Annotated in this window: 16 protein-coding genes; 8 read left to right on the forward strand and 8 right to left on the reverse strand. The window is 40.5% G+C overall.

Annotated elements, in window-relative coordinates:
- Window positions 1-257: 257 nt before the first annotated feature.
- Window positions 258-893, reverse strand: a complete 636-nt coding sequence (locus tag HQK88_11900) for a cyclase family protein (protein ID MBF0617504.1) — start codon at window positions 891-893, stop codon at window positions 258-260.
- Window positions 894-1,248: 355 nt separating this feature from the next.
- Between HQK88_11900 and HQK88_11905 the strand changes: the two genes are divergently transcribed.
- The gene (locus HQK88_11905; protein MBF0617505.1) at window positions 1,249-1,932 is read left to right on the forward strand and encodes a formylglycine-generating enzyme family protein; all 684 of its coding nucleotides are present in this window, start codon (window positions 1,249-1,251) and stop codon (window positions 1,930-1,932) included.
- Window positions 1,933-1,963: 31 nt separating this feature from the next.
- Here HQK88_11905 and HQK88_11910 read toward each other — a convergent pair whose 3' ends face one another.
- The gene (locus tag HQK88_11910; protein MBF0617506.1) at window positions 1,964-2,932 is read right to left on the reverse strand and encodes a bifunctional 5,10-methylenetetrahydrofolate dehydrogenase/5,10-methenyltetrahydrofolate cyclohydrolase; all 969 of its coding nucleotides are present in this window, start codon (window positions 2,930-2,932) and stop codon (window positions 1,964-1,966) included.
- A 208-nt stretch (window positions 2,933-3,140) separates the two neighbouring features.
- Here HQK88_11910 and HQK88_11915 point away from each other — a divergent pair, with 208 nt between their 5' ends.
- Both HQK88_11915 and HQK88_11920 read left to right on the forward strand, forming a co-directional pair.
- Entirely contained in the window at window positions 3,141-4,145 is a 1,005-nt protein-coding gene (locus HQK88_11915; GenBank protein MBF0617507.1) for a hypothetical protein, read from the forward strand.
- A gap of 179 nt (window positions 4,146-4,324) precedes the next feature.
- On the forward strand, window positions 4,325-5,200 hold the full coding sequence (locus tag HQK88_11920) for a hypothetical protein (GenBank protein ID MBF0617508.1): 876 nt from the start codon (window positions 4,325-4,327) through the stop codon (window positions 5,198-5,200).
- Between the two features lie 89 nt (window positions 5,201-5,289).
- Here HQK88_11920 and HQK88_11925 read toward each other — a convergent pair whose 3' ends face one another.
- Window positions 5,290-6,024: a HesA/MoeB/ThiF family protein gene (locus HQK88_11925; protein MBF0617509.1), complete on the reverse strand. Its 735-nt coding sequence runs from the start codon at window positions 6,022-6,024 to the stop codon at window positions 5,290-5,292.
- Window positions 6,025-6,170: 146 nt separating this feature from the next.
- Here HQK88_11925 and HQK88_11930 point away from each other — a divergent pair, with 146 nt between their 5' ends.
- A complete protein-coding gene (locus tag HQK88_11930; GenBank protein MBF0617510.1) occupies window positions 6,171-6,419 on the forward strand; it encodes a type II toxin-antitoxin system CcdA family antitoxin in 249 nt (82 codons plus the stop codon).
- Between the two features lie 70 nt (window positions 6,420-6,489).
- Here the strand turns inward: HQK88_11930 and HQK88_11935 are convergent, their stop codons facing one another.
- From HQK88_11935 to HQK88_11955, 5 genes are all read right to left on the reverse strand, one after another.
- Window positions 6,490-6,747 (reverse strand): hypothetical protein, encoded by a 258-nt coding sequence (locus tag HQK88_11935; protein MBF0617511.1) that lies wholly within the window; start codon window positions 6,745-6,747, stop codon window positions 6,490-6,492.
- Window positions 6,748-6,869: 122 nt separating this feature from the next.
- Window positions 6,870-7,271 carry a hypothetical protein gene (locus tag HQK88_11940; protein ID MBF0617512.1) on the reverse strand — a complete coding sequence of 134 codons (402 nt, stop codon included), beginning with the start codon at window positions 7,269-7,271 and terminating at the stop codon, window positions 6,870-6,872.
- A 385-nt stretch (window positions 7,272-7,656) separates the two neighbouring features.
- Entirely contained in the window at window positions 7,657-8,676 is a 1,020-nt protein-coding gene (locus tag HQK88_11945) for an aspartate-semialdehyde dehydrogenase (GenBank protein ID MBF0617513.1), read from the reverse strand.
- Between the two features lie 45 nt (window positions 8,677-8,721).
- Window positions 8,722-9,249, reverse strand: coding sequence for a macro domain-containing protein (locus tag HQK88_11950; GenBank protein MBF0617514.1), 528 nt, complete (start codon window positions 9,247-9,249; stop codon window positions 8,722-8,724).
- Between the two features lie 16 nt (window positions 9,250-9,265).
- Window positions 9,266-9,547 (reverse strand): nucleotide pyrophosphohydrolase, encoded by a 282-nt coding sequence (locus HQK88_11955; GenBank protein MBF0617515.1) that lies wholly within the window; start codon window positions 9,545-9,547, stop codon window positions 9,266-9,268.
- A 152-nt stretch (window positions 9,548-9,699) separates the two neighbouring features.
- Between HQK88_11955 and HQK88_11960 the strand changes: the two genes are divergently transcribed.
- From HQK88_11960 to HQK88_11975, 4 genes are all read left to right on the forward strand, one after another.
- Window positions 9,700-11,943, forward strand: a complete 2,244-nt coding sequence (locus tag HQK88_11960) for an ATP-dependent RecD-like DNA helicase (protein ID MBF0617516.1) — start codon at window positions 9,700-9,702, stop codon at window positions 11,941-11,943.
- Between the two features lie 135 nt (window positions 11,944-12,078).
- Window positions 12,079-12,564, forward strand: a complete 486-nt coding sequence (locus HQK88_11965) for a tetratricopeptide repeat protein (GenBank protein MBF0617517.1) — start codon at window positions 12,079-12,081, stop codon at window positions 12,562-12,564.
- A 30-nt stretch (window positions 12,565-12,594) separates the two neighbouring features.
- Window positions 12,595-13,071, forward strand: coding sequence for an OsmC family protein (locus HQK88_11970; protein ID MBF0617518.1), 477 nt, complete (start codon window positions 12,595-12,597; stop codon window positions 13,069-13,071).
- Window positions 13,049-13,843 (forward strand): DUF2491 family protein, encoded by a 795-nt coding sequence (locus HQK88_11975; GenBank protein ID MBF0617519.1) that lies wholly within the window; start codon window positions 13,049-13,051, stop codon window positions 13,841-13,843. The genes HQK88_11970 and HQK88_11975 overlap by 23 nt, the downstream gene beginning before the upstream one ends.
- Window positions 13,844-13,885 lie beyond the last annotated feature (42 nt).

A 13,885-nucleotide genomic window follows, 5' to 3' on the forward strand; every position in this document is an offset into this window, starting at 1 on the left:
AAAAATGGAGCCAGCCTTTAAGAAACTGGAGCCAAACTATTTCTCAACTTGCTTTATTTTTCGAGGGCAGGCTAATATTGGATATCACTGTGTGACGGAGTTTCAGACTTGACACAGTTTAATGAATATATCCTGTTTATCTGTGGTTTATTCGTTTTTTGTTAATCTACTTTTTTGACAGCTAATTGGTATAAGTGAATTCCATGATTTATAATGACGTGCCGTTAGCCTAATATGATTGTATCTTAATAACCTCATCAATCTAATTTTCTCAAAATTGCTCTTACTGGGGAGCCGTCGCTGTTAGCTATTTTTAGCGGAAGGCATACGAGGTCGTAGTTGCCCTCTGAGGCTTCTGATAAATCAAGGCTTTCGATTATCCATATATTTGCGCTAAGCAGCGTCTTGTGTACAATCTCGGATTTACCAAACTGTGCGATTGAATAATAATCAATTCCGACTAAAGTGATTTTGCGTGAAACGAGATAATCGGCTCCTTCTTCTGTCAGATAAACATAGTTTTCATAAAATTGCGGTCTCTTTAAATGTTCTGTCGAGTTAATCGTTTTAAACAGGATCCTTTGTCCCTCTTTTATATCTTGTTTTTTAAGCTCATCTGCCTTTATAGATTCTCTGTCCTTTATGCAGATTACTCTTGAGGGGCCTACTGTGGTTGTTATCGGCACCAGGTCTATTGACAGGCCGTCTTTGATGAAATGCAGCGGGCTGTCCATATGAGTGCCAACATGGACGCTCATGGTAACTTCTGAAAGATTCATATTGTCTTTTTCCATACTCATTTTTTTTCTAATGTAAAAAGGCGGATCCCCCCTCCACACCACCATATCAGTACTAAGGGTTAATGTTACATCAATCCATTGGTTTATCGGCACAGGTTACCTCCCTATTCTTTAAAACATTATTAAAATTAGGCAAAGACATCTAATGGCTTTTATATACGTCTCAACCATTTTCCAACTGCTACAAACTGGCTTTTTCCTCTTCATATATGCATCTTCTATTACATAGATAACAAAAAGCCATTTTATCACTAAAAATGTAAAACAGTAAATACATCCTTTTTATATAGTTTTTTGATGAGGTATTTCGATTTCTTGATTTATTTTCTGGTTCATGTTAGCATAACTAAACTATTATCAAAATTATTAAATACACATTTTGAATGTTAGGAGGATAATTATTATACAGCTGCAATCAGCAGACATATACAAATGTCCGATAACAGAGATGGAGTTTGTGCTTGTAAAAGGTGGGTGTTATAAGATGGGAGATACATCCGGCGATAAATATGAGGATGAAACACCAGTACACGAGGTTTGTGTTGATGATTTTTATATAGGGAAATATGAAGTAACTCAAGGGCAATGGACTAAAATAATGGAGTGCAATCCATCATACTTTAAAAGTGGAGATAACTATCCTATAGAGACTGTGAGTTGGACTGATGTAAAGGAATTTATTAATAAACTAAACGAAAGAACAGGTAAGAAATATCGTTTACCAACCGAGGCTAAGTGGGAGTATGCAGCCAGGAGTGGCGGCAAAAAAGAGAAATGGGCAGGGACTAATGATGATACTAAGTTATGTAATTATGCCTGGTATAATGGAAATTCAAACGGTGAAACACATCCTGTAGGGCAGAAATTGCCTAATGCGTTAGGGCTTTTTGATATGAGTGGCAATGTATGGGAGTGGTTGGAGGATGTATATGATGAAGATGCGTACACCAAACATTCTCTTGATAACCCTATATATACGGGAGGTAGCAGTAACCGTGTGATACGAGGCGGTAGTTGGAACCGCAACCCGCAATACGCACGTTGTTACAGCCGTCGTTTCAACAGCACCGACTACAGGAGCTATAACATAGGGTTCCGACTTGAGTATGTATGGCAAACTGAAATTAAGTAAACATTCAAAGGAGTGTCAGATATTTAACACATTAATGTAGTATAAGTGGATTGTTAATAAGTGCGTTACTTTTGGCAGACCTAACCGTGTTTTCAAGAAGTGTGGCGATGGTTACCGGGCCCACACCACCAGGAACAGGCGTTATCAAAGAGGCTTTTTTTGCAACAGAGTTAAAATCTATGTCTCCAATTATTTTTCCATTCTGCTGTACATTTATCCCGATGTCCACTACAATTGCGCCCTCTTTTATCATATCACCCGTAATTAGGCCTGGCATTCCGGTAGCAGAGCACACAATGTCAGCGTTTATTAAGTAATCTTTTAAATTTGCCGTACTTTTATGGCACACCGATACGGTTGCTTCTTTTGCTAAAAGCATCATAGAAAGTGGCTTTCCCACTGCTAAACTCTTCCCTATTACTACAGCGTTTTTACCGACAAGGTCAACTCCGTAGTACTCCAGCAGCCTGATTACTCCAAAAGGTGTGCAAGGCAAAAAACTCTGAGACGTACATATGCTAAAATCGGCAGTCTTTTGTACTATATGCTGGCTGCCAGAGAATTCCTTGCCAAAAAGCTGAAACATGGACTCCTCAGCACTTAAACGCCCTACAGAAACTGAACCTAAACCGTCCACATCCTTATCTGGCACTATTGCGTTGACCACCCTTCTGGGGTTTATTCTTTTAGGAAGTGGAAATAACACAAGAAGCCCGTTTATACGCTCATCTGCATTTATACTACTAACAATGTTTAAGATTTCATTCAGAGATACATTGGTTGGCAGCTTATACTCAAAAACATTTATGCCCACACTTTTAGATATCTTCACTGTAGCATTGAAATAAGAACAGGAGGCGCTATTATCTCCTGCAAGTAAAAGTGCTAGTCCTACCTCTATGCCTGTTTTAGCAAGATTTTGGACGTCACGGCGTACGTTTTCCCTGATTTCTACTGCAAGCTTTGTGCCGTCCATTAATTTAACCATCTTTTGTATCATACCTTTTTAATACTAACAAATGTGAATGGTATTAGAAAATAGGTTACCATCTATGGCCTTTATCCGTAAAAATATTTATTTTATCGTTACATGATACATACTTTAGCCTAAATGTGCTAAAGTATTATTAATAGTGTTTTACTGTTGCCACTTAGATGTCAGATATCGCTGTTATTAAAAAACCAGTATAAAAAATAAGGAGGAGATTATGAAAGTCAGACTTTACAGATTAATATTATTGCTTTTGCTTGCTATAGCGCTTATCCCTGCGGAAACGTTTGGAGAAAGCAAAGAGGATGCGTCCGGATTTTCGGATAATAAGAAAATCTACATCAAACTTGTCGAAAAAATTAACGGCAGCGTTGACACTGTTTCGTCTAAAGTATCTGAAGCATTGGCCCAAAATGGCTGGAAAGTGGTAGCGGCATTTTATCCGGCACTCCCTGACAACTGTAAATATAAAAGCAAAGTGCTGGTAATACATAACGAAAAGTACTGGAAAACAATATTCGCAGCCTCTCCCAATGCCAAGTTTGTTTATCCTTTAAGAGTAAATATATATAGTGACGAAAAAGGTACAAACATATCGTTGGTCAATCCGGTTGCTTTAAACCGTCTTATTTCACAGGAGCTTGATAATATGTCTTTAGAGGCACTAAAGTCCCTGACTACGGCTGTGCAGGGCGCAGGGGGCGGCCAAAACGTTTCGAAAGAAGAGGGAACCCTGCTTGATGGCAACAGAACTCACGGAATAGGCGGTGGTCTTTTAGAAGACAATATTGTAAAAATTCACACGGTAAGAAATAAAACTGAAAATGTAATAAACTCTATAATAAAAGACTTACAGTCCACTATAAAACGAAATAAAAACGGTTACTATCTTGTTTACTCAATCGATATGAGAGAAAATGGAATAATGCTGTTTGGTATTTCAAAAAAGGAGGTTGAAAAGGCCGCATTTACCATAACCGGTGAAAAAAGGGTAACAAAACTCAATGCCTGTCCAGGTATCGACCATGCCCCTGCATTCCCGTTGGAGATAACGGTTGACTCTACCGGCAAGAGTATAAAAGTGGAGACTCTCAGAGAGATGTACAGAATGAATGCTTATTTCGGGGATACCGGCGAAATGGCTTTCATGAAACATTATTTTATGCCGGGAAAAATAGAGGATGAGATAATCACCTCGACATATATGGAAGTGTTGCAATAATGACGTAAAACAGAGTAATACACAAGAGACTGAAATCAGCGCCAGAGGTTTAGAGGGAGTGTAGCGGATGAGGTGAGAACAATAATTCCTAATAATTTTCTGTAAACCCACTAAACCTTTAGCACATTCTTAGTGTCTAACCTGTTAACTAATGGTAAATAAAAACAGGAGTATGTTTGATGAAAAAAATGCAATTAATTAAATTGAAAATGAGCGGGCTTAATGTCGGTGTTATTTTGTTTCTGATGTTATTTTTCCCATTGTCCGGTTTTTCTGAGACAACACGTGAACTATCGCAATCTAATCAGGCAACCTCCTCAATTTCACAACCATTAATACGTGAGGGAAATCTTGCGGTTAAAATTGTACAGGAATTTTCTTTAAGTACAACCGCTAATGAAATCGAATCCGAAACAATCCTGGGGGAAATTGGGATTACTCCAAGAAACGGATGGGTTGCAGACTATCCGATAACGCCGGACATAGTTGGTGAGATACAAAAAACTATAATAAATTCCGTTGATATGAGAAAACTTAAAATGAGCAAAGACGAGGCAATAACCAAATACCAAAAAGTTATCTCTAACCTTGGCATGTATATTCAGGCATCTACAGAGCAGGACAAATACAAAGCTTCATCCACCTCAGCATTGTCGTCAGACAATAAGACCGTGATAAACAATTATTATATAAAAGAAGGACCTCCGGTAATCACCTATTATGCGCCACCCCCTGCATACACCTATATGTATGCCTGGGTGGATTATCCCTTCTGGTACTATGGTGGATGGTTTCCAGGCTACTATATTTTATATGATTTCCATAAAGTTGTAATTATTGGCGGGACAAGTGTGTTTATAACCAACCATTTCAGAGATACAGTTAGCCATCGGGTGCTGCGTATAGACCCTGTCGATAGATTCAGAGGACGAACTTTCGCGGGGATTGGTGCTCCCCATAACAGGATTGGTTTTCTTCAAAGTGGACATCCTGGAGGTGGAAGGAGAATTTTTAACAGACCTCATGAAGGCCACAACGAGAGGGGTCCGAGATAGTACATGTAAATGGTGTAAACTATTCGGTCACTTCTATTAGAACTCACCTCACTCATGTTATTTTTACAACTGTCTCAACCTGGTATTAGCTAATATCCGCCGCAAGTAACACAGGTATGGTCTTTGTGAGTCTTAAATGTCCTGAACTCGCAAGCACCTCCATCCCACACCAGTAGTTTTCCCTTTAGCAGTTTTCCCACTCCTGTCAGATATTTGACAGCTTCAAGTGCCTGAAGCGAACCGATAACTCCCGGCGTTGTGCCTAAAACAGGAAATGTCTCTTGTGGCGGAGGGTCAGGAAATAGACACATCAGACACGGTGTCTCAGGATAGTGTATAAAGGAAAGTCTGCCGTCCATGCCCCATATGCTGCCATAGACCAGTGGAATTTGTTTTCTTATCGCGCACTCATTTAGTATGTACCTCGTATCAAAATTATCCATACAGTCAACAATTATCGCTGAGTTTCCAACGAGTTCATCAACGTTATTATCGCTTATTCTGTCAGTAAAGGCAGTTACCTCTATGTCAGGATTTAGTTTATTAAGGGTAATTTTGGCCGACTCGGCTTTGTTTATGCCAATTCTTGTGTGGTCATGAAGAATCTGTCTGTTTAGGTTAGACCAATCGGGGGAGTCAAAGTCACAGATTCTGATGTGGCCAATCCCTGCCACAGCAAGATATATGGCAACCGGAGAGCCAAGCCCTCCCGCTCCTGCTACAAACACTACGGAGTTTTTAAGCTTTTCCTGAGTCTTTTCACCCCAGCCATCCATCATCATCTGTCTTTTATAACGGGCTAACTCTTGCTCTGAAAATCCCATTTTTAAACTCCCCACTTTTTAGTTGATATTATATAACTCAATTTGCAATTAAATCTACTTTTGAGTAATGCCTCACACTCAGTAATAATACTTAAACATGTTATAATTAAGTTAAGAAGAAATGTAATAAATTAAGAGGAGATAAAATGATACCTACATCTGTCACCTTACCTGAGAACCTGATAAACGAGTCAAAACAATATTCAGATAATTTTAGTCAATTTGTATCAAATGCCTTAGTTGAATATTTAAAAAAACAGAAAATAGAAAAAGCACTGGAGTCATTTGGGAAATGGCAAGACAGAGGTGTTGATAGCAGCGATATTGTAAACGAACTTAGAAAAGACAGGGATTTAAGACATTATCCGGATGGTAATGTCATTGTACCCTTTTAGGATGACTTTAGAACTATTGTAGTAATAATGGTGTTTTTTCACATTTTGAGGTTCTATCACTATAGGCTGTTTATTTAGCGATGCCTAAGAGCTTAGAAATAAGGTCTAATGCCCGTGGGTTAGACAGAATTATAAGCAAGGCAAGAATGACAATATAGAGCTTCATTTCAGACTTTGTTACCATATCTGTCCGGATGGCTTTGAGGTCGTCTTTATAATCAACTTTAGACTCTTTGGCAACATCCTCCATAGTCTCAACAAGGAATTTTGCCTCAGCATCACCAAGTTTATCTTTAAGCATCGTATATAGTTCAATTGTCTTTGCCATATATCTATCATACCACAAATATGAGTGAAAAATCAACATTGCGAACAGCCACGAAATCTAATAACAAAAATCGTGGTACCCAATAAGAGAGGTTATGTCTTTCTTTCAATAGATAAACCACTTTATTTTTTCACGTTAAAATCATCAACGACAAACTGATTAAAATATTTTTCTTGTGTTTCAGATATTTTTCCTAAAGAAATCCAATGTTTAATAGTGTCCATATTAAAACGTGGTTCTGATAGTTGAATCTGTCTAATCGTTTCTTTGATTAAATTCTGAGCAAAAGTATCATTTCTTGCAATGTACTCAATTATCTCAATATTCATAGAAGCACTGTGAACTTCCTTATATTTTTTTAAAATAAATTGAATTCCACCTGTAAGATTATTTACATTCTCATATATAATCCATGCCTCAGATCTATTGTAACTCTTTAGCTTTTTATATTCTCGTCCTTGATAAATTGCGTATATCAAACCCGCCAAACCTATTGTGTAACCAACTATGCTCTGTACGTCCATAAGTTCCTCCTCCTATACCTATGACACACTGTATACACTTTACAGTCTGCCATGTAATGGGAATCATTTTCCACAGGTTTTATATTACTGATTTTCTAATTATTTTGGAAGATTTTTTTAGTTGGGAATAATACCAGATTATGCGTAAAGCTATAATATTTATAAATCTCTTAATCTGCTCGTCTGTTCTGAGGGCGGAGCTCTCATTGAGACTTTTTAAGCGGCGGAACGCCGGTTAAAAAATTCTTTAATCTGGGCAGCCACAGGGGGCAGCCCCTACACATAATGAAAAATCGCTATCAAAAAACCGGGGGTCAAGGGGAATCATTCCCCTTGCGGATAGGGTCTAAGGGAAAGGCAGCGCCTTTCCCTTATTTATTCTCCCTTATACGGTATTAATCAGAACTTCGGCTATTTGAACGGCGTTTAGGGCGGCACCTTTTCTGAGGTTATCGGAGACTACCCACATGTTTATGCCGTTTTGAATGGACTCATCTTCTCGCACTCTGCCCACATACACGGCATCTTTTCCGACGCAGTCTATGGCCAGAGGATAAACGTTTTTAGACGGTGCGTCAAAGAGAATCACTCCCGGGGCATCAGATAGCAGTGCCCGTGCTTCATTAGCAGAGAGTTTCCGTTCCGTCTCTATGTTTATGCTTTCTGAGTGCCCTCTAAAAACCGGAACTCTAACCGTTGTTGCCGTTACTGCTATGGTGTCATCACCCATAATTTTTTTGGTTTCAAGTACCATCTTCATCTCTTCTTTTGTGTAACCATTGTCCAGAAATACGTCTATATGAGGAAGACAGTTAAACGCTATCTGGTGCGGATAGACGGAGATTTTTACATCCTTAAATTTAAGTAGATCGCTGGTTTGCTCAAGGAGCTCATCCATAGCCTTTTTGCCGGTGCCAGAGACTGCCTGATAGGTTGAGACCACGATTCTTTTAATTCTTACGGCATCGTGAATGGGTTTCAGTGCTACTACCATCTGAATGGTGGAGCAGTTGGGATTAGCGATGATTCCCTTGTGTTTTTTTAAATCATGGGGGTTTACCTCCGGTACTACAAGGGGCACCTCAGGGTCCATCCGCCATTGACTTGAATTATCAACGACAACACAGCCGGCAGCAGCCGCATCCGGAGCAAACTCCTTACTCCTTTCCGCTCCTGCCGAAAACAAGGCTATGTCTATTCCTTTAAAAACACCTGCCTTAAGACGTTCCACTGTTATGTCTTTGTCTTTAAACTTAAGTGTTCCGCCCTCAGAGCGTTCCGAGGCAAAGAGCCTTAGCGTGTCCACCGGAAAATTTCTCATCTGAAGCGTTTCTATCATTTCATTCCCAACAGCGCCTGTTGCACCTACTACTGCCACTACGTATTTGTCTTTTTTCCTGAGCATTTTTAAATCCACCTCTTATGTGATCATTTTATGATAAATCATATGTTAAATACGGTCAAATTCGCTTACAAAACATTGTAGAGTTTCAGCGTCATATATACAAAACTCCACAGAGTTAACACTGCCCCCTGCGTTATCATTAAGAAAGTTAAGACTCTCCGTTACAAGGATTTTTGCACACCGGTCTTTTGGAAAACCAAAAATGCCTGAGCTTATTGCAGGCATTGATACGCTGTGAAACCCTTTTTGAGAGGCCAGTTTTAAAGAGTTAAGGACGGCATTTTTGAGTTTATTGTCCTCATCACCCTCTCCCATTCTGGGCCCTACGGCATGAATAACGGCTTTACAGGGCAGCGCTCCGCCTGAAGTCATAGCTGCCCCTCCAACCGGCACATATCCAATAGCGTCACTTTCTGCTTGAATCACAACCCCGCCTTTTCGCACAATGGCCGCCGCCACCCCGCCTCCGTGTTGAAGATAGGAGTTAGCAGCGTTTACTATAGCGTCGGTGTCCCTTTGAGTTATATCACCCTTAATTAGCCTGAGCGTTCCGCCGGTTACAGCTTTTTCTATGATAATCTCTATTGGCTTAAACACCCTCACCCCTAAAAGTGTCGTACTCGGTATATTTATCGGCTTTGCCTTTGACAATATGTGCCGGATATTTTCTGCGGTTAAGTTGCAGTTTATCCTCTGCCTCTTTGATTAAATCAATTGAAAACTTATCAGAGAGGTTAATCAGATAAATAAACACATCGGCTATTTCCTGCCGCAGGTTGTTAAGTTTGCTATCAGAGAGTCTCCGGCTTTCATCCTCCGTAAGCCACTGAAAAATCTCAACAATCTCCGCCGCCTCGGCACTAAGTGCCATGCTTAGGTTTTTTGGGCTGTGAAACTTCTCCCAATCCCTCTCACGGACAAATTCCCGTAACGATTCCTTAAGATTTTCGAGTCTTTCCACTCTTAACTATCATTGCTCCCTCACACGTATTATGCCGTTTATGGTACTATATGGGAGCGGATATGTCAACAGAGGCAAAGACAAAAGACTCCGGGCAGCTTCAGGGTCAGGTGGAGCGGCTGACGTTTTACAGTGATGACAACGCCTATGCCATATTAAAGCTCAAGGTGTTAGGAGTACGGGAGTTGATAACAGTTTGCGGCACGATGCCGGGGGTTCTCCCAGGTGAGAGTATTCACGTAAACGGCTCATGGCAAACCCACCCAAAGTACGGACGGCAATTTAACGCAGCTTCATTTAAATCAATAATGCCTGCCACCGTGGATGGTATTGAAAAATATCTGGGCTCGGGCATGATTAAGGGTATTGGTCCCTCGTATGCCAAACGTTTGGTTGAAGCATTTGGTAAACATACGCTGGATATAATAGAAAACGATATAGAGAGTCTGCGGCGTATTGAAGGGATAGGGGATAAGCGGCTTGAGCAGATAAAAACCGCGTGGGATGAACAACGTGAAATACGGAGCGTGATGTTGTTCCTTCAAAGCTACGGAGTAAGCACAGCGTATGCCGCTAAAATTTACAAGCGCTACGGAAACGACTCTGTTCAGATTGTGTCTGAAAACCCATACCGTCTTGCAATGGAGATATGGGGTATAGGGTTTGTAATAGCTGACAAAATTGCCGCTAAACTGGGCGTGGAGAAAAACTCTCCAATACGGGCAGAAGCTGGAGTTTTGTTTGTTTTAAAGGAGTTGACTGATGCAGGCAATGTCTGCTTTCCTTTTGACTCCTTTATAGATGAATGTGTCAAGGTGCTTGAAATACCAAAAGAAAACGTGGCTCTTGCAGTGTCGGTTCAGGCAGACACCGATAGTCTGGTTGTAGAGGATTCCATTGAGGGTAAAACCGGGGTTAACTCATCTGTGGTGTATCTTAACAAATATTACACGGCTGAGCTTGGCATAACAAAAATGATAGCAAAACTAAAATCTGCTCCTGTGACACTGAATGATTTTGATGGAGTTGAGGCAATAGACTGGGTACAAAAGGAGCTTCACATAAAGCTGGCAAAGGCACAACAAGAGGCGGTTAAAAGCTCATTTGCCGAAAAGGTGTTGATAATAACCGGAGGCCCCGGCACCGGTAAAACCACAATAATCAATTCAATACTACGGGTGTATAAACGTCTTGGGCTTAAGATATCACTGTGTGCACCAACCGGACGCGCATCAAAACGGATGTCTGAGGTGACACGCTCAGAGGCTAAGACAATTCACAGAATGCTTGACTTTAGCCCTAAGGAGGGCGCTTTTAAGAGAAACGAGAAGAACCCGCTTATTGCCGATTTACTTGTTGTTGATGAGGCCTCTATGGTGGACACAATGCTGATGTATCAGCTTTTGCGGGCATTACCTGTGGGGATAACGCTCATTCTTGTAGGGGATGTGGATCAGTTGCCATCGGTAGGGGCAGGCACAGTGCTAAAGGATATTATAGAGTCCAAAATTGTACACACAGTGATGCTTAACGAAATATTCCGGCAGTCTCAGACAAGCCTCATAGTGACAAACGCCCATAAGATAAACAAAGGTGAGGGACCAATTCTGGTCAGAGACCTCGACAAAGCTGGCGGTTTCTATTTCCTTGAGGAAAAGGATCCGGAAAAAATACTTGCAATCATACTGCACCTGAATAAGACGATTTTACCAGAGCGTTTTGATCTCGATACTCACAATGATATACAGATACTGACGGCAATGAACAAAGGACTTCTGGGAACCACAAACCTTAATGCCGAACTTCAAAACGCACTAAATCCTGAGGCCGCTGAACTACAGCGCATGGGCAAGACCCTTAGAGTGGGTGATAAGGTGATGCAAATAGTGAATAACTACGACAAAGAGGTATTTAACGGAGACATTGGCAGAATTAACGATATAAACGAAGAGCTTCAGGAGTTGAAAATCAATTTCTATGGCCGCCTCGTTACGTATGACTATAAGGAACTGGATGAGGTGTATTTAGCTTATGCTATTTCAATTCATAAATCACAAGGGAGCGAGTATCCTGCAGTTATAATTCCCATACACACGCAGCATTACATAATGCTTCAGCGAAATCTGATATACACGGCAGTAACCAGAGGCAAGCGCGTGGTGGTTTTAGTGGGTACAAAACAGGCTCTTTATATGGCAGTAAATAACGACAAAGAAAGAAAGCGATATAGCCGCCTTAAACAACGCCTTGTACAAGTCTCATCGTTGGATATTCCGGAGGCGATGTTTTCATATAAGAAGCAGTAAGAGCCAAGCAAAAAGTTACAATGATTATTGCAAAAGTAAACAAAATATTGTTAGCATAATTAGTGTAGTGGCAGAATAACCGTTTAAGGTTATTTAAAAACATTTATTTACAGGGTAAGCATTTAGGAGGTAGATGTGATTGATGCAAGGGATGGAGAACTTAGCCTAAAAGAGGCTGGAATGTATGTAAACAGTGGTTATGCTTATGCAAGAAGATTCCAACATGATAAAGCACTCACAGAGTTTGCCAAAGCTCTGGAAATAGACCCTGAAAACATTGATGCACATTACAACACAGGAACCTCGCTCTCTGCAAAGGGAAATTATGATAAGGCACTCGCATATCTTAATAAAACCTTAGAGATGAACCCTGAGGATGCCGATGCGTACTTTAACCGTGGAGTTACGTATGGTAAAAAGGGAGATTATTTCCATGCTGCCGCAGATTTTACAAAAGCTATTGAGATAGACCCTAATGACGCCGATGCGTATTATGTGCGCGGATATTGCCACTTCAACATGGGAGACCGTCAAGGGGCTAAGGCAGACCAGGTAAAGGCAGCACAGCTTGGACTTAAACTTGCTCAGGATTATTTAAAAAGTATTGGAATGAAGTGGTAAAAACAGTACAGAGGAGGGATACAAAGACAGATGTCTGAGGAACAGGATATTCAAAACGTTGAGAGAGAGGTCGACAGCTATAAGTCTAATGTGTCAACAGTGTTTAAGGCCACGCTTAACTGGGACAGAGATTTCATATTTGTAGGACGCACTCAGCGCGGCTACGAAATAGAGTTTGATGCTAACGTTCAGTGGGGCGCTCAGCCATCTGAGCCGTTTATGATGAGCCTTGGAGCGTGTACTGCCACTGATTGCGTGATGTTTCTGCAGAAAATGAAGGTTGAAATTGTAGCATTTAAAGTTGACATAACAGGCGTTAAGGCTGAAACCCCGCCTCAGTATTTTAAAGGATTTGATATTATGTTAAACATTACGGCTAAAAACATATCTGAAAAGAAGGTGCAGCGAGCCATTAACCTCTCTGTTGATAAGTACTGTGGAATATATCATTCCCTTAGAAAAGATGTTAAGCTTGATATAAAGTATCAGATTAATAACGTGGAATAAGCTTCTTTTCAATAAGCTTCTTTTCAAGTCAGCTAATTTTATATGGGAGGGTGCTGCAATATTTAGACATATATACGAAAAAAACAAACAAAAACCAGCCGGATTTCTACGAAAGAAGCCCCGGCGTATTGATGTAAACCTTCCTCTGGGAATACGAATAAATGGTATGGTTCGATTCGATGAGTCAAAATTTGTAATAAACTCTGACGTTTTAAAAGCACAATCCCCCGGCGGTGGAATTCACACTGTGGCCGCAGGAGAGAAGTTTATGATTGGCAGTCTGAAAATATACCGTTTCTATCTTGAGGAAAATGAAACTAAACAGCAGTCTGTCTTGCAAATCCCCGTATCAAATGATGAGATGGAGGGAATGGTGCTCTTTAGAATCATAGAGGAAATATACCCGCAGGATGAGGAGGAATGGGATTTCTGGCTAAATGAGGAAACAGGTTGCATTGGCAACAAGGATTTTAGAATCAGGGAGGAGGATGGCTCTGACACGTTGTACTATAGAATATGGGGAGATGACGAGAGATACGTTAAACCGATATTTTTCAGAAGTGTTATATCAACCGATTCGTATGGGCTAACCGGTATGAAAACAGAAAACATTGGGATGATCTATGGCAGAGAAATAACTGAAACACTGCAGGAATATCTGTTTATAGTTTATGAAAAACTGCTCGATGATGACGGACACACCGAGGAGGCAAAAATCATTCTCATGGCAGGCATTGACATAGGGCTTGCTGAAATAGACGTGTTGGTATAATAATCGCTACATTCACACACTGTATTACGTAAAAATTGCGGT

The sequence above is a fragment of the Nitrospirota bacterium genome (genome assembly GCA_015233895.1).
In the GTDB taxonomy this organism is placed as follows: domain Bacteria; phylum Nitrospirota; class Thermodesulfovibrionia; order Thermodesulfovibrionales; family Magnetobacteriaceae; genus Magnetomonas.